We start from the raw sequence: 16060 nt of genomic DNA, 5'->3' as shown, positions 1-16060 counted from the left end.
GGCTTAGTTTCTTAAAAGAAACTAAAATTTATTGTTTGTTTGCACGATTTTGTTTGTTTAGTTTTCAAAGAACAATTATTAGAAGATTTGGAGCGGGTGATGGGAATCGAACCCACTACATCAGCTTGGAAGGCTGAGGTTTTACCAGTAAACTACACCCGCATATTAATTTAAAATGGTCGGGAAGACAGGATTCGAACCTGCGACCCCTTGGTCCCAAACCAAGTGCTCTACCAAGCTGAGCTACTTCCCGTCTATATGGCGCGCCCGGAAGAAGTCGAATCCACAACCTTCTGATCCGTAGTCAGACGCTCTATCCAATTGAGCTACGGGCGCATTAGTTTAAAAAGTCAACTTTTAAAGTATAACACACTCGGTATTGTCTGTCAACAATTAATTTGGTGCGGCCGAGAGGACTTGAACCTCCACGGGGTTGCCCCCACTAGGCCCTCAACCTAGCGCGTCTGCCATTCCGCCACGACCGCATGATAATTAGCGACAAAACTAATCTTATCACACTAATTAATTAAATTCAAGTGAAATGTTTGGTGCGGGTGAAGGGAGTCGAACCCCCACGCCTTGCGGCGCCAGATCCTAAGTCTGGTGCGTCTGCCAATTCCGCCACACCCGCATAGTTATTTATTGAATTCAAAAATGGCTGGGCTAGCTGGATTTGAACCAACGCATGTCGCAGTCAAAGTGCGATGCCTTACCGCTTGGCTATAGCCCAATAATATTTAAATTGAGAATAAGAAACAGGAAATGAATCAAAGTCACTTCCCATCCCAAATGACCCCTACGGGACTCGAACCCGTGTTACCTCCGTGAAAGGGAGGTGTCTTAACCGCTTGACCAAGGGGCCTGAAAATTTTATGGCGGAGAAGGAGGGATTTGAACCCTCGCGCCGGTCACCCGACCTACACCCTTAGCAGGGGCGCCTCTTCAGCCTCTTGAGTACTTCCCCATATGGCTCCGCAGGTAGGACTCGAACCTACGACCGATCGGTTAACAGCCGATAGCTCTACCACTGAGCTACTGCGGAATAATCTCTTTCAATAAGGCGATTACCTTATCGACTCTTTACATTATAATGACGATACAATAGAAAGTCAACATAGTTTTTGAAGAAAGTTTTTTTCAATTTCTTCCCTTATCCTAATGTTATTTCTTTTACTTTCGTCAATTTCCCTCTGCATTTTCCACACACATATCTACTAGTATCTATGCTTCTTTTTCTTCTGTATGATTGCTGACACTTCGTACACTGATACAGAAGGATCCTTTTCGAGGTTCGTTTTACTTTTATATCTGGCAGTTGTGCACAAAATCGTGGTGCGCCAACTTTTTTTAATAGATACTTAAAATCTTGGTCCTTATGCTGATACCCCTTCCCTTCCAGGTGAAGGTGATAATGGCATAGTTCATGTTTAATGATCCCTATTAATTCTTGTTCGCCAAGCTGGTCGTAATATTTTCTATTGATCTCAATATTATGTGTGCCAAGAAGGTATCTGCCGCCAGTTGATCTTAGTCTTGGATTGAAGGATGCTTGATGCAAAAACGGCTTCCCAAATGACTCAACAGATATCTTTTCAACTAATAATTGAAGTTGTTGTTGTTCCATTTTGGGTCCCTCTCTTTCTATGCGAACATGACAACCTATTATAGCATATATTGAATATACCTTTAGTACTTTTCGGGAGGTTTTATTATGCCAACTTGGTTGCAAAACCAAATGAAAAGAGCTTTTTATGAGAAAGATCGCTATCAGATCAAGATGTTGAACCAGTGCTGGTTCTTTTACAGAAAGAAACACTGCTCCTAAGATACATTTTTCTGTGTCTGGTAGAAATTATTAAAGTGCAAATCCACATCGGATTTTGCACTTTTCTTGTTGATTCCGCCAATTCGGTCCTGGATTCCGCGAACTTTCGGATTTATTCCGCCAAACCGAGGACGGATTCAGCCAACTCCGCAACTTTTTCCGCCGTATTCCTGTTTGATTCCGCCAAACTCCATTTAAAGACCTTTTTAATAACAAAAAATAAAGACCATATCGCTAAGCGAAATGGTCCTCTCTATTAATCATGGTAATCCTGTTTAATGAAACTGATACTCTCTACTATTTCGACGGTGCAAGCATCGTTAACGCTACCCGGCCTTTTTTCATATCAACCGAATCTACCCATACGGTGACAACATCCCCTACCGATACAATGTCTAAAGGATGCTTTACAAATCGGTTGCTGAGTTTGGAAATATGAACAAGACCGTCCTGCTTCACGCCGATATCGACAAACGCACCGAAGTCGACTACATTTCGGACTGTACCTTGCAGTTCCAGTCCAGCACTAAGATCCTCAAGCTTTAAAACATCTTTTTTCAATAAAGGGCGAGGTAATTCATCACGTGGGTCTCGCTCTGGTCTTACCAACGCATCTATAATGTCCTTAAGCGTAAGCTCCCCAATGGCAAGTTCTTCAGAAACGGATGTTAAATCGAGACCATTCAGGGCTGTTTTCAACTCTTCCGAACCAAGGTCATCGGTTGTAAATCCGAGACTTGCTAATAATTTCTTCACTTCATCGTAATTTTCCGGATGAATCCCTGTGCGATCAAGCGGCTGTTTGCCATCCAACACTCGTAAGAACCCAATTGCCTGCTCATAGGTTTTCGCCCCTAGACGTGGAACCTTCTTTAATTGAACCCTGCTCGTAAATTTCCCTTCCTCTTCACGCTTTTTAACAATATTATTTGCAGCTGTCTTGTTCAGTCCAGCTACATATTGTAAAAGTGATGGGGAGGCGGTATTTACATTCACACCCACCTGGTTAACTGCCGTTTCGACAACAAAGTGTAACGATTCTGATAATCGTTTTTGAGAAACATCATGCTGGTATTGACCGACCCCAACAGATTTTGGATCAATTTTCACCAATTCTGCTAATGGGTCCTGCAAACGACGGGCAATGGATGCCGCACTTCTTTCTTCTACCTGGAGATTCGGAAACTCTTCTCTGGCAAGTTCAGATGCTGAGTATACACTCGCACCGGCTTCATTGACGATCAAGTAGAAAATTTCCTCATCCATTTCCTTTAAGATATCCGCAACAAACTGTTCTGTTTCCCTTGAAGCCGTCCCATTTCCGATCGCAGCCATCTCTACTTTATAGTCACGAAGGATGTTAATAAACTTTTCACGGGCCTCTTTCGTTTTTGAAACAGGTGGATGCGGATAAATCACATCAATTTTCAGTACCTTGCCTGTTTCATCCACTACTGCTAGTTTACAGCCTGTCCGGTAAGCAGGGTCAACCCCGATAACCACTTTACCTTTTAACGGCGGCTGTAAAAGTAAGTTCCGAAGATTTTCAGAGAATATATGTATGGCTTGCTCTTCACCCTTTTCCGTTAATTCACTGCGGATTTCGCGCTCGATCGAAGGTTGAATCAATCGTTTATAACTATCCTCCAGTGCCTCTAGCACAACAGGCGCTGCCGGTGAGTGCTGGGCACGAATCCATTTTCTCGACAAATAGGACAGGATTAAATCGGCATTCATCTTTAAGGATACTCGCAAAATGTCTTCTTTTTCCCCCCGGTTTAACGCGAGAATACGATGTGGGACAATTTTATTTACTGGTTCCTCATATTCATAGTACATTTCATAGACGTTTTTCTCGTCTTTTTCCGCATCTTTCACTACCGATACAACTGCACCGGATTTAAACGTTTCCTTCCGAATCCATTTTCGGCTTTCAGCATCATCCGAGACCCGTTCAGCAATAATATCTTTCGCACCTGAAATGGCATCCTCAGCCGAGAGAACTGCTTTTTCCTCTGATACAAATTGTTTTGCCTTTTCCTCAATCGATTCTTTCGAGAATGTTAGCAGCCATTCAGCTAATGGTTCAAGCCCTTTTTCCTTAGCAACAGTTGCTTTAGTCCGTCTTTTTTGTTTATAGGGTCTGTATAAATCTTCAACCTCTTGAAGCTTCTCAGCCTTAGTGATTGAAGCGCTCAATTCGTCAGTTAATTTCCCTTGCTCAGCAATAATGCGGATGACCTCTTCTTTTCTTTGCTCGAGGTTTTGGACATACTGCCAGCGTTCTAAAATATTTCTGATTTGGACTTCATCAAGTGCTCCTGTCATTTCTTTACGATATCGAGCAATAAAAGGAACTGTATTGCCTTCATCTAATAATGAAATAACACTTTTTACTTGTTTAAAAGATATTGCTAATTCAGCAGCAATTTTCTTTAACAACTGATCATCTTTTACGATTGTATCATTCACAAAACTTGCCCTCCATTCCTTTTATTCTATTGTAGCAGAATAAACTGACCGTTTCATTAAACGGCCATTCCACACAATTATATCAAGGCTGTGTTAGATTTGGCTGTTGATTTTCACCCCAGGTACTTCGCTTTCCGCGGGATCACTAACACAGCCTTTATAAAAAAAATAGGCAAGCGCAGTGGCTTGCCTTAGCAAATTAGAGAATGAGGTCAGGATATGTATGAAAAAACGCTCTTTCTAGAAAGAGCGTGCTTTAAATTAAAATTCGATGAGACCCAGGCTTACCTGCAAGGCTTCATCCACTTTCTCCATCATTTCGTCATCGAGATGGGTGATTTTATCGGTTAACCGCTGCTTATCAATTGTACGAATTTGCTCTAACAGAATGACCGAATCTCGTTCAAATCCGTAGCGCTTCGCATCAATTTCTACATGAGTAGGAAGCTTGGCTTTTTGAATTTGAGCTGTAATCGCTGCAACAATCACTGTGGGACTAAACCGATTCCCGATGTCGTTTTGGATGACAAGTACAGGTCGGACGCCGCCTTGTTCAGAACCAACAACTGGGGATAGGTCCGCGAAATAAACGTCACCACGTTTGACTATCAAAGGATTATCCTCCGCTTACAAGACGTTCAACTGTGTGTTCTGCCTCATATTCTGCTAAAAATGCTTCTGATGCAATCCCTAGATTTATCTTTGCCATTTCCATGTATCCACGTCTCATCGACTCGCGAATTTGTCTCTTTTTACGTTCGCGTAAATACATTTTTGTTGCCTGGTAGATAAACTCGCTGCGGTTTACATTCTCTTGTTTCACAAAACCATCTAATTCAGTTAAAAGATGTTGCGGTAACTTCACTAAGATTTCCGTAGTTGCGCCGGATTCAGACACAAACATACACCTCCACCATCACTACACACCATTTTTATCTAACCAGAATTCCTTCTGATGCATAAACGCCACTACACATGATGAATCGCCTTTCGGCCTGTTTCACACAGTGAGTTTCATTTATTATCTGTACCATATTTAATAATAACATTAATCGAACCTATTGCATAGACTAATTATAATACTACTGTATTATAAGCCAATAAAAGACCCTTTTATGCACAAATCACCGCAATATCATAAATATGAGGAAAAAACTTCATTTAGGCCTTTAATTTTCGAGAAGATAATTTTTTAAATCGACAACTTTTCCTCCTTGTTTATAAAGACGCGGAACCCGACTGGCAATGATACAAGGTACTTCATAGTTAATGGTTTCTAGTTTTTTGGCAATTTCATTGATTGAAATGAACTGGTTCTCCTGAACGCCCATTAATGTGACTGGTGTCCCAATTGGAACATGATATGGCAGGCGAACCATACATTGATCCATGCATATTCTACCAACAATCGGCGCCCTGGTCCCTTCTACAAGCACTTCTTGCCCTTGTAACTTGCGGATCCAACCGTCCGCATACCCAATCGGAATGGTCCCAATCCACTCTTCATCGTCAGTTTCATAGGTTGCCCCGTAGCTCAATTTTTCACCCTTTGGCATTTTCTTGACATGGACAAGTCGCGTTCGAAGCGAAAAAGCCTCCTTTAGCTTGAAGGGGATTTTATCTTCCATCTCCAATGAAGGAGTTAATCCATACATCGCAATCCCAATCCGGACTGCATTAAAATATGTCTTTGGAAAACGCAAAGCTGCTGCACTATTGCTAGAGTGAACATATTCTGGTTTTTGTTTGAGCGCAGTAATCATACTTTCGAATAAAGTTAGTTGCTGGTACATATAGGTTTCATCTAGTTCATCCGCCGTCGCAAAATGAGTAAAAATACCTTCAAGATGAAATTGGTTATGTTCAGCAAACATTTGTTCGACGGCAATTAATTCCGGTACACTCCGCACGCCAATTCTTCCCATACCCGTGTCGACTTTGATATGAAAGGAAATTCGATCATCTGCTTTTACATATTTCAATGCCTGTTCTAGCCATTCCTTTTGAAAAACAGTAAGGGTAATAGCAAATTTTGCTGCCACTTGGATATCTTCAGGACGAGAAGCTCCTAAAACGAGGATAGGCGCTGTAATCCCTTTATTCCTTAGCGCGATCGCCTCATCCATAAATGCAACAGCAAGATAGGCTGCCCCTGCCTCTAGTGCTGATTTTGCAACTTGAACATCCCCATGCCCGTATGCATTGGCTTTCACAACTGCAATTACCCTCACCTCTTGGGGTAATTGCTTCTTAATGGAGGCAATATTGGCAGCTATACAATCTAAATCGACTTCGGCCCATGTATCACGATAGAAAAAACCTTGCTTTTCCATGTTTCCACTTCCTAATAGCTTTAATTAAATATTTTCCTTATTATCACAAAATTATCATACTACTGTTCCGTTCTATAAACAAATAAGAAAAGCGCAAGCGCCCTGGTCAGCGGCATATGGCCTGGAGCGCTCCAACCGAGATAAAGGAAACACGAAGAGCGACAGCGATTCGATGTTGACTTATCGTAGGGCGGAGAGCGAAGGACACTAGCCGCTAGGGCGCTGGAGCTAGACATCAAAAAAACAGGCCCAAGATGAGCCTGTCAGCTAAATGATTTATTTTACGGCTTCACCCTGGACAGATGCTGCCACCTCAATTAATTCTTCTTTGGTTAAGTTCTTCGAAGCAATCATGTAATCTACACCATTATGTGACCATGAGATTGAGTGGTCTGAAACAGCTCCAATCGTCATACCTAAGTCAACAATATCTCCTTCAACATAGGTTGGGTTGGCGGATGCTGTTTTTGCTGTAACTTTTTCTTGAACAAGGGTAAAAGATTTTTTACCATCGTAGGTGAGAACAACCCTTTTACCATCTTCAAGTGTCACTTCTTTTTCTTCAATTAATTTGGTTCCTTTTAATTCCATGGTTGGATACATAACTGTAAAGGCATCATCCCCGCCGTCCGCCATGGCCGGTAAATTAAGCTGCGCACGTGTCATGTTTTTCTTCATATCGAAATCGTCCTTGTCGAAGCTGGCATTAAATTTCACTTTAGAAAACTCTACCGTAACAAGGGCATTTCGATCCGGATCCATTACTTTCACTACCGCAGGGGATAAATCACTTTTATTTAGTTTAATCTCTTGGAATGGCAGCATTGTATTGTTTTGATAACGAGTTTTCGTTTCAAATACATAATATTGTTTTGTGGTAGAGAACTTTGCACTTTTATCAGCAACAATGTCCTTAATCAATGATTCATACAAGTAGGCCTGGCTGCTGTTTTGCGGCCAATCGCTTTGGAAACGGAAGCTCTTATTTAGTGCAGGTGTCAGAACAAATACCCCTTGGTTATTCCTTAAAATCATCTGACTTTGGTCCTTTTGGGCGTTTTTCAAATTCACACGATAAAAAGTAGGGTCCTTGTGCCAAATTTCCACATTATAAATTTGTGAATCAGAGCCCATTTTCAACGTCATTTTTGCATTCACCTTATAGCCACTTAAGTCATCTAGTTTCCCGGTTAGCTCTTTGACCACATCACCTTGTGATTTAGAGCCACAGGCAGCTAGTACAAAAATGACCATTAGCCCTGTAATTAGCAGCAACAACTTTTTCCTCATTCCTTCAACCCCTTCTTGTCTCATTTCATATGATTATGGAGAAGAGAAAGGCAGGGGTCAGGCAATGGAGTTTGCTATCCAAAATGACCATGGCTGACCTTGTCTCTCCTGTTTCCCTATGAATATATGAGACAACCTTTGGGTTTATGATAAGGAAGTTGCCAAGCTATTTTATTTTTTAGGCTTCGTTAAACTAGCCTGTTGATCTCCGTTCCAGGCACTTCGCTTTCCGCGGGCGTGCCGTTTTTTTAAAAATTTATGTCCCTAATCTTCTTCAATCGTTACTTGCGCTACGGCATAATCCCTACTATGCGAAATGGATAAATGGACCCGGGCTTCAGGCTTTGCAATAAATGGTTTTCCTGAGCTGTCATTGTCAATTTCAATATCTTGAAATGATAATTCCTCACCAATACCCGTTCCATTTGCTTTTGAAAAGGCTTCTTTTGCTGCAAATCGCCCTGCTAAAAATTCTACTTTCCTTACAGCCGATAACTCTTCAAATTTCCGCCGTTCTTTAGGGGTTAACACGCGGTCGACAAACCTCTTTTGGCGCATAAGGATATTCTGAATCCTAGAAAGTTCAATTATATCGATTCCAATCCCTTTAATCATTCTTCATCTTCCTTCTATTTGTTATATGATTAGCATAAGTAATAGTGTACAAGAATGGAAAATCGTCAATAAATAAGATGAGACTCAGGAGGTGTAAGTGATGTTTACGAGAACGGAGAGCTTTCGAGATTTTATCCGCCTTTATCCAATTGTTTCTATTATTGTTACCATTCATTTAGGATTATATCTGTTAACTAGTTTACCAATCTTTCCAAACAATTGGTTCTTTGAAAATCTTTCTGGAGTAAATCTTTACATAATGGAAGGGGAATATTGGCGGCTGATTACCCCGACCTTTATCCATAGCGGCTTCTCTCACACGCTTTTTAATAGCTTTTCACTTGTACTGTTTGGACCAGCACTTGAGCGCATGCTTGGCAGCGGGCGATTTTTATTTATTTATCTTCTCTCAGGAATCATTGCAAATGTTGCCACATTACTGCTTGAACCGCTCACTTACACACATGTTGGCTCAAGTGGAGCAATTTTTGGACTGTTCGGCTATTATCTTGCGATTATTATGTTCCGGAAACATATGCTTTCCAAACAGAATTCACAAATTATCCTTACCCTTTGTGTCGTTAGTTTGATTATGACCTTCCTGCAGCCGAACATTAATATTACCGCCCATCTATTCGGCTTACTTGGCGGCTTCTTACTAGGAGCTATTCCCTATTTTAATAAAAAGGAGCTTTCAGATTCGATTCAGGGAACCGCGAACTGGGCCAGCAACAGAAAAAAAAGTATTTCTTATCAATCTCCTTGGAAAGTGCTCATCTGGGCCGCCATTATTATCATTGCCATAATCGGTTTACTAGCGCAAAAATAGCAGGGATTTGCAGTCGAAAGATCTTTCACTGCGATCCCTTTTTCTTTGCCCATCTTCCCTGCCGATTCTTTATTATAAAACTCGATTGGTCAATCCACGTAATTCCTTCCCTCCCTTGCAAATCATCTGCAAGTTGGAAAAGCGCCGCATCTTTTTGCTTCGCTTCAATCATACAGTGAATCTCAGGAACGGTCCCTTTGATTTGCTGTAAGAACCGCAGAAACATTTGGGGGTCAATGGTGTCCGCATGTGCTCGAAAATCCTTTTCGGAGCGCGGACTGGAAATATGCATCTTAATTGGCAGCGGAGACTGAGTCCAGGTTGCAACAATCCGCTCCCAATCCGCTCCCCACTCTTCTTCTTCATGGTTTGCGAGGTGATGATGGTAATCAAACACCATCGGTATACCTAACTTTTCACATAGATAAAGGGTGTCTTTGACCGTAAACGTCGTATCATCGTTTTCGAGCATAATCAGTTGTTGGATAGACGGGGAAATATAGGCCCAATTATGAATAAACTGCTCGAGGGCTTTCTCCTTATCGTTATATCCTCCACCAACATGAAGTACACATCGATGTTCAGGATCAATCTCCATCCCTTTTAACAAAGCTTTATGCATGGCGAGTGTTTTTAGGGAATTTTTTAAAATTTCCTTATCCGGCGTATTAAGAACGACGAAATGGTCCGGATGAAAATCAATCCGAGCTGGATGTTCCTTTATATAAATCGCCAACTTCTTGAGTGTATCCTTTAAAGGGCTGATGTAGTCCCAATCCAGTAATTCCTCATGATTGGCAAGCGGAATGAGTCGCGAACTGAACCTAAAAAAATGAATTTGATTGCCTGCATTATGTTTTAAAAGACGCAGACAATTTTCTAAGTTTGAAATCGCAATTCTCTCTAATTTACGAATCGCTGCATCTCGATCTTTTATTTTTTCAAATTGAGCAAATGTCATCGTTTGCGAGGGGGAGGCATTCTGCAGCTTAACACTCATAGCCACATAACCGAGTCGTACCAACGTCATCATCATCACTCCAGAAGATTGTGTTTAACTTTACTATTCCCTTTTGGCCATAGAAAAAAGCATGAACGAAATCGTTCATGCTTTAACGTTTTTTAGTGATTAAATGTTCTTGGCTTTGATGATGGCTTCCCGCCGCCGCCTGTTCTTTTTTCACCACTGCGTGGTCTTGCAGGTGCTTTTTTGCGATTATTATCCCCACGGTATGAACCTGAACCTCTAGAGTCATCTCTTCTTCTACGGTCACGGTCATTATATGGCTTTCTTTCTCTTCTTTGTGGAAGCTGTTCTTCTGTTAACTTAATTGGTGTTGTATCTGGTTCTTTCGTTAACATTTTTAATACAGCTGCGATGACGGTTGATGCCTCATTTTCTTCCAGCAATTCTTGCGCTGCTGCTTTATAATAATGTAAATTGTTTGATTCAATTGTTTGGACGATTTTTTCTACAACCGCTTTTTGTTGGCCTTCCAACGCCTCATCAAGTGTAGGAGCCTTCATTTTATCCATTTTGCGTTTTGTAGTTTTTTCCACAACCGCAAGATATGATTTTTCACGCGGTGTAATGAACGTCATCGCCACACCTGTTTTACCGGCACGGCCAGTACGACCGATACGGTGAACATAGCTTTCTGGATCCTGTGGAATGTCAAAGTTGTATACATGGGTAACTCCAGAAATATCTAGACCCCTTGCAGCAACGTCTGTGGCAACAAGAACATCAATCGTACCTTCTTTAAATTTACGAAGGACAGAAATCCGTTTTGCCTGACTTAAATCCCCATGAATACCTTCCGCTGTATAACCTCTTAAAGTTAAAGCTTCTGATAATTCATCGACACGGCGCTTTGTACGGCCAAACACAATCGCAAGTTCTGGTGATTGGATATCTAAAAGTCTTGTTAACACATCAAATTTATTTCTTTCTTGAACCTCAAGGTAATATTGTTCAATGGAAGGTACAGTCATTTCTTTTGTTTTCACACGAACAATTTGCGGTTCTTTCATGAACTTTTCAGCCATTCTTTGAATTGGCCCAGGCATGGTTGCTGAGAAAAGTAAAGTTTGGCGTTCTTCTGGTGTTGAAGCAAGGATGGATTCAATGTCTTCAATGAATCCCATGTTTAACATTTCATCCGCTTCATCAAGGATGACTGTGTTAACAGTATCAAGACGCATTGTTTTTCTGTTGATATGATCCAATACACGACCTGGAGTACCAACAATGATATGTGGTGCTTTCTTTAATGAGCGGATTTGGCGGCTGATATCTTGCCCGCCATAAATTGGCAGCACACGCACCCGTTTGCCCGAACCAAGTTTATAAAGTTCTTCAGATACTTGAATCGCAAGTTCACGAGTCGGCGCAATAATAATCCCTTGAATCGCATCTGCTCTAGTATCAATTTTTTCAACCAATGGAATCCCAAATGCAGCTGTTTTCCCTGTTCCTGTTTGAGCTTGCCCGATCAAATCAATTCCTTTTAGCCCCAACGGAATAGTTTCCGACTGAATTGGTGTTGCTTCCTCAAAACCCATTTTAAGGACAGCTTGTAAAGTAGCCTGACTTAGGCCTAATTCTTCAAACTTTGTCAATGTTTTCATTCTCCTTCATCTATGTGAAAATATTTTTAAGAGCTGAATATTTTCGCCTGATACTCAGAAAAGCGGTAGCGCCTGCTCGGATTGAGGCGAAAAGCGCTGGAGGGCCTTAAGGTGAAGTCCGTTTTGGATTCATCAAGAATGAATTCTTGATGAAATAGGATATATATCATCTAGGATGAAATAGGTTTTTATTTCATCCACAAGGATGGAAGTGGATAGTATTCTTCATCTTAGGCAGGACCGAAACGACTCAGGTCCCCATGGCGCTTGAGCTGACACGCATCAAAATGCCGTAAATAGGTAACATCTTTATTTTACCAAAAAAAAACATCCTCCCTCAAGGAGTATGCCCTTTAATCATCGTTCTTTAGACACGTTGATGAACATCATACCATTGTTGCTAGTATTTTGCAATCAAGACAAGTTTGTTACATTGCCAAACCTATCTTATTGTCTCATCAAAAAGTCTAATGCAAAAATGAAAGGGCACCTTCTCACACAAGAGGGGTCTCTGTTATTTTTCTTTTCTCATCTTGAAATCATTCATGATATCATCAGTTTTAATTTCCTTAATTTACTTGTAATGCAGTCACGATTTCTTCTAATCTCATTCCTCTTGACGCTTTTACAAGGATTAATGTTTGATGATCTACGTGTTGCTTTAATTCTTGAATAAGTGCTTCTTTTTCCGTGAAGGCAAAGACTCTTTCTGGTCCTAAAACCGTTCTAGCTTTGTTTGCAATATGCTTCCCTAAAGTTCCATAGGTGAATAGGAGATCGACTTTTTCATCGCTTAAGGCCTCTCCTATTTGCTGGTGATATTGTTCTTCCTGTGGACCAAGCTCTAACATATCCCCTAGGACAAGGATTTTTCGTTCATAACCTTGAAGATTCGACACTAATTCAATGGCTGCCATCATTGACGTTGGGCTGGCATTATACGCATCGTTTATTATTTTTTCGCCCTGCTTCCCTTCAACTAGCTCCATACGCATATTGGTCAGCTGAATACTCGCTAGCCCCTCATTCATTTTTTCAAAAGGAATCGAAAAATAATTAGCGATTAGCATCGAGGCAAGTGCATTTAAAATATTATGTGTTCCGAGGACTGGAAGTTCAAACACAGTCTCTGATGTGTTGATTCTAAACATATTCCCATTCTCTAACTGAGTAATTTCAGTGGGGTATATATCATTTGTTTCGTTTCTCCCAAAAGTCTCAACCTGCACATTTCCTTTATGCTGTTGTATTCTTTCCATAAGGAGCGGTTCATCACCATGAAGAACGGCTAGTCCACCATCTTTTAAACCTTGGAGGATTTCAAGCTTTGCTTCTGCAATTCCTTCTCTTGAACCTAGATCAAGAAGATGAGATTCACCAATATTGGTAATTACCACCGCATCTGGACAGGCAAGATTTGTCAGGAACTCAATTTCTCCCCTGCCGCTCATGCCCATTTCAAGGACGGCAATTTTAGTGTCCTCGTCCAATCCTAAAACTGTTAACGGAAGACCGATATGATTATTATAATTGCCTTCTGTCTTTTGAACCTTGTATTGTGTAGATAGAATACCCGCTGTCATGTCCTTAGTCGTTGTTTTCCCGTTGCTTCCTGTAATGCCGACTACTTTTACCGCTAATTGTTTCCGGTAGCTTCTTGCTAATTCCTGTAGGGCAACAAGGCAATTTTCTACAATCAATATCGGTAAGTGTAACGGAGGGTTTGGCACATCTTTTTGCCAAAGGGCAGCCGCTGCTCCCTTTCGGATCGACTCTTCTACATATTTATGTCCGTCCGAATGTTCTCCTTTAAAAGGAATAAATAAGTTTCCTTTTTCAATTTTACGGGAATCTATACATACACCCGTGATTATCGTTTCAGCAAACGTAACCATAACATTCTGAGCAGGAATCATCTCAGCAATCTGTTTTAACGATCGTTTTATCATGAATATCCTCCTTCTTATTTTTTTACGCCATCCGTTTTTCTAACTGTCTAGCTCCAGCGCCTAGGCGCTTCCGCTTTTCTAAATACAAATGGACACGGCAGTTTCAGCCGTGTCTCTAATTTAGAAAGTAAACTTAATCTGTTGCTTCTCCGCATGTCTTTCTTTAGCGAGACTTACAAGCCGCTCAATCAATTGCGGGTATTCTACCCCCGTGTGTTTCCATAAGAGCGGGAACATACTAAACGGCGTGAAGCCAGGCATCGTATTCACTTCATTAATCAATACTTTCCCATCTTTAGTCAAAAAGAAATCTGCACGAACTAAACCAGAACAATCTAAAGATTTAAAGGCTTTAACCGCCATTTCTTTTAGCTGCGCATATTCCTCTTCAGTAATGTCAGCCGGAATGATTAGCGCTGTATCTCCGCTTTCATATTTTGCTTTATAATCATAGAAGTCCTTCTTCGGAACAATTTCACCAGCAACTGAACATTCAGGTTCATCATTTCCAAGAACCGCAACCTCGATTTCACGGGCAACAACACCTTCTTCAATGATGACTTTGCGGTCAAATTGAAAGGCTTCAGCAAACGCTGCTTCTAATTCGGCACGATTGGTACATTTGCTGATACCGACACTCGAGCCAAGGTTCGCCGGCTTCACAAAGCAAGGATAGCCAAGGTCTGCTTCGACCTTGCTGTAAGCCTCTGCTTTAGCTCTCTCCCATTCGCTTTTAATAAAGGCTACATAGTTTACTTGGGCAAGACCTGCCTGTGCAAACACATTTTTCATCATAACTTTATCCATACCAGCAGCTGAAGCAAGAACTCCATTGCCAACATACGGAAGATTTAGCAATTCCAGTAAGCCTTGGACTGTTCCGTCCTCTCCGTTTGGACCGTGTAACAATGGGAAAATCACATCCAGTGATTCATGCTTTTCAGCTTGGAAAAGCGCAGGAGCTAATGATAAAGGCGATAATTGATTCCCCTCAGAAAATTCTAGCGCCTTTACGTTTTCTACTGGCTCACTTAATTGCTGTCCTTTAATCCAGTTTCCTTCAGTATTTATGTAAATAGGATGAATATCGAATTTTTCAAGATCTAACGCCCGAATGACAGCCAAGGCTGTTTGCAGGGATACTTGATGTTCAGCTGATTTTCCTCCATATAATAAACCTAATTTTGTTTTCATACGAAACCTCCATTTTCTCATTCACGGTTATATTTTAACACTTATTTTAAAAAGAAAGGAAATGTAGTCCTCTAAGTTTTTTAAGTTTTTTCCTACCAGAATATTTTATGATTGCTACAGCTTGCTTAAAAACTCATGCTGGCTAATTTGGCAATTTTCTATACTTATTTTATTTATCCTGTATAATTGGGTTGAACCTTTACTTGGAGGCGAGTTAATGACGGGAACACTTTTATCGATTTTATTATTAGGCTTCTTGCTAGGAATTAAGCATGCGATCGAGCCAGACCATGTTATTGCAGTATCCACTATCGTGAGCGAATCAAAAAATATAAAGCGCTCCATCTTTGCAGGTGTCTATTGGGGAATCGGACACACTTCCACACTTTTCCTTTTCGGAATGATATTGATTGTCGCCAAAAATACTATCACAGATACGGTCGCATTGAGCCTTGAATTTATCGTAGGGATTATGCTCGTTAGTCTCGGCCTAAATAGTCTTTTATCTTTTTTGAAACATCGTCGACATCCTCATTCCCATCATACCCCAGACAAAAAAACAAAAGGCCGCACCCACCTTAAATCCTTTTTCATCGGTCTCATCCACGGGCTTGCAGGCAGTGCAGCAATGGTTTTATTAACAATGAGTACCGTTTCAACTGCATGGCAAGGTGCATTATATATCCTTATCTTTGGTTGTGGCACAATTGTTGGAATGCTTAGCTTTTCAACGGTTATCGGAATCCCATTTGTATTAACATCCGGAAAGCAAGTGAATAGATACTTGAATAACCTCGCAGGCATTGTCAGCATATTATTCGGAATTTATTATATGTATAACTTAGGCGTGAACGAAGGATTATTCAACTTGTGGTTCTCATAGCAAACAGTCCCACCCAAATGGAGTGGGACTATTTTATCA

The 16060-nt window shown here is 41.0% G+C and carries 14 protein-coding genes and 9 tRNA genes; 3 read left to right on the top strand and 20 right to left on the bottom strand.

Annotation, left to right across the window (positions count from 1 at the left end):
- Nucleotides 1-88 precede the first annotated feature (88 nt).
- The 10 genes from FS608_RS27290 to FS608_RS27245 all read right to left on the bottom strand — a co-directional run bounded on the left by FS608_RS27290 (nucleotide 89) and on the right by FS608_RS27245 (nucleotide 1624).
- A tRNA-Gly gene (locus FS608_RS27290) sits at nucleotides 89-162 on the bottom strand.
- A gap of 14 nt (nucleotides 163-176) precedes the next feature.
- A tRNA-Pro gene (locus FS608_RS27285) sits at nucleotides 177-253 on the bottom strand.
- A 6-nt stretch (nucleotides 254-259) separates the two neighbouring features.
- Nucleotides 260-336: transfer RNA gene (locus FS608_RS27280), tRNA-Arg, on the bottom strand.
- Nucleotides 337-399: 63 nt separating this feature from the next.
- Nucleotides 400-485 (bottom strand) — tRNA-Leu (locus tag FS608_RS27275).
- A 61-nt stretch (nucleotides 486-546) separates the two neighbouring features.
- Nucleotides 547-631: transfer RNA gene (locus FS608_RS27270), tRNA-Leu, on the bottom strand.
- 24 nt (nucleotides 632-655) lie between these two features.
- Nucleotides 656-730 (bottom strand) — tRNA-Gln (locus FS608_RS27265).
- Nucleotides 731-790: 60 nt separating this feature from the next.
- Nucleotides 791-862, bottom strand: a tRNA-Glu gene (locus FS608_RS27260).
- 11 nt (nucleotides 863-873) lie between these two features.
- Nucleotides 874-964, bottom strand: a tRNA-Ser gene (locus tag FS608_RS27255).
- Nucleotides 965-967: 3 nt separating this feature from the next.
- Nucleotides 968-1042, bottom strand: a tRNA-Asn gene (locus FS608_RS27250).
- Between the two features lie 108 nt (nucleotides 1043-1150).
- The gene (locus tag FS608_RS27245; RefSeq protein WP_144555673.1) at nucleotides 1151-1624 is read right to left on the bottom strand and encodes a SprT family protein; all 474 of its coding nucleotides are present in this window, start codon (nucleotides 1622-1624) and stop codon (nucleotides 1151-1153) included.
- Between the two features lie 87 nt (nucleotides 1625-1711).
- Here FS608_RS27245 and cmpA point away from each other — a divergent pair, with 87 nt between their 5' ends.
- Nucleotides 1712-1825 carry a cortex morphogenetic protein CmpA gene (gene cmpA / locus FS608_RS27240; RefSeq protein ID WP_144555672.1) on the top strand — a complete coding sequence of 38 codons (114 nt, stop codon included), beginning with the start codon at nucleotides 1712-1714 and terminating at the stop codon, nucleotides 1823-1825.
- Nucleotides 1826-2122: 297 nt separating this feature from the next.
- On the opposite strand, the gene FS608_RS27235 is transcribed toward cmpA, so the two are convergent.
- From FS608_RS27235 to acpS, 6 genes are all read right to left on the bottom strand, one after another.
- Nucleotides 2123-4297, bottom strand: a complete 2175-nt coding sequence (locus FS608_RS27235) for a Tex family protein (RefSeq protein WP_144555671.1) — start codon at nucleotides 4295-4297, stop codon at nucleotides 2123-2125.
- A 261-nt stretch (nucleotides 4298-4558) separates the two neighbouring features.
- Nucleotides 4559-4909 carry a type II toxin-antitoxin system endoribonuclease NdoA gene (gene ndoA / locus FS608_RS27230; protein ID WP_007083556.1) on the bottom strand — a complete coding sequence of 117 codons (351 nt, stop codon included), beginning with the start codon at nucleotides 4907-4909 and terminating at the stop codon, nucleotides 4559-4561.
- A gap of 4 nt (nucleotides 4910-4913) precedes the next feature.
- Nucleotides 4914-5195, bottom strand: coding sequence for a CopG family ribbon-helix-helix protein (locus FS608_RS27225; RefSeq protein WP_007083557.1), 282 nt, complete (start codon nucleotides 5193-5195; stop codon nucleotides 4914-4916).
- Nucleotides 5196-5466: 271 nt separating this feature from the next.
- Nucleotides 5467-6630: an alanine racemase gene (gene alr, locus FS608_RS27220; RefSeq protein ID WP_144555670.1), complete on the bottom strand. Its 1164-nt coding sequence runs from the start codon at nucleotides 6628-6630 to the stop codon at nucleotides 5467-5469.
- A 276-nt stretch (nucleotides 6631-6906) separates the two neighbouring features.
- Entirely contained in the window at nucleotides 6907-7920 is a 1014-nt protein-coding gene (locus FS608_RS27215; RefSeq protein ID WP_144555669.1) for a LolA family protein, read from the bottom strand.
- Between the two features lie 264 nt (nucleotides 7921-8184).
- Nucleotides 8185-8535 (bottom strand): holo-ACP synthase, encoded by a 351-nt coding sequence (gene acpS, locus FS608_RS27210; RefSeq protein WP_144555668.1) that lies wholly within the window; start codon nucleotides 8533-8535, stop codon nucleotides 8185-8187.
- A 100-nt stretch (nucleotides 8536-8635) separates the two neighbouring features.
- Between acpS and FS608_RS27205 the strand changes: the two genes are divergently transcribed.
- The gene (locus tag FS608_RS27205) at nucleotides 8636-9364 is read left to right on the top strand and encodes a rhomboid family intramembrane serine protease (RefSeq protein ID WP_144555667.1); all 729 of its coding nucleotides are present in this window, start codon (nucleotides 8636-8638) and stop codon (nucleotides 9362-9364) included.
- A 25-nt stretch (nucleotides 9365-9389) separates the two neighbouring features.
- Here the strand turns inward: FS608_RS27205 and uvsE are convergent, their stop codons facing one another.
- The 4 genes from uvsE to FS608_RS27185 all read right to left on the bottom strand — a co-directional run bounded on the left by uvsE (nucleotide 9390) and on the right by FS608_RS27185 (nucleotide 15138).
- Nucleotides 9390-10394 (bottom strand): UV DNA damage repair endonuclease UvsE, encoded by a 1005-nt coding sequence (gene uvsE / locus FS608_RS27200; protein WP_144555666.1) that lies wholly within the window; start codon nucleotides 10392-10394, stop codon nucleotides 9390-9392.
- 92 nt (nucleotides 10395-10486) lie between these two features.
- Nucleotides 10487-11986 carry a degradosome RNA helicase CshA gene (cshA, locus tag FS608_RS27195; protein ID WP_144555665.1) on the bottom strand — a complete coding sequence of 500 codons (1500 nt, stop codon included), beginning with the start codon at nucleotides 11984-11986 and terminating at the stop codon, nucleotides 10487-10489.
- A gap of 578 nt (nucleotides 11987-12564) precedes the next feature.
- Nucleotides 12565-13944 carry a UDP-N-acetylmuramoyl-tripeptide--D-alanyl-D-alanine ligase gene (locus FS608_RS27190; protein ID WP_144555664.1) on the bottom strand — a complete coding sequence of 460 codons (1380 nt, stop codon included), beginning with the start codon at nucleotides 13942-13944 and terminating at the stop codon, nucleotides 12565-12567.
- A gap of 120 nt (nucleotides 13945-14064) precedes the next feature.
- Entirely contained in the window at nucleotides 14065-15138 is a 1074-nt protein-coding gene (locus FS608_RS27185) for a D-alanine--D-alanine ligase (RefSeq protein WP_144555663.1), read from the bottom strand.
- A gap of 217 nt (nucleotides 15139-15355) precedes the next feature.
- Here FS608_RS27185 and FS608_RS27180 point away from each other — a divergent pair, with 217 nt between their 5' ends.
- Nucleotides 15356-16021: a sulfite exporter TauE/SafE family protein gene (locus FS608_RS27180; RefSeq protein WP_144555662.1), complete on the top strand. Its 666-nt coding sequence runs from the start codon at nucleotides 15356-15358 to the stop codon at nucleotides 16019-16021.
- The last annotated feature ends 39 nt before the right edge of the window (nucleotides 16022-16060 follow it).

Source organism: Bacillus sp. X1(2014), assembly GCF_007678255.1.
The sequence above is the reverse complement of the archived record's forward strand: the minus strand, read 5'-3'. Positions and strand labels throughout refer to the sequence as shown.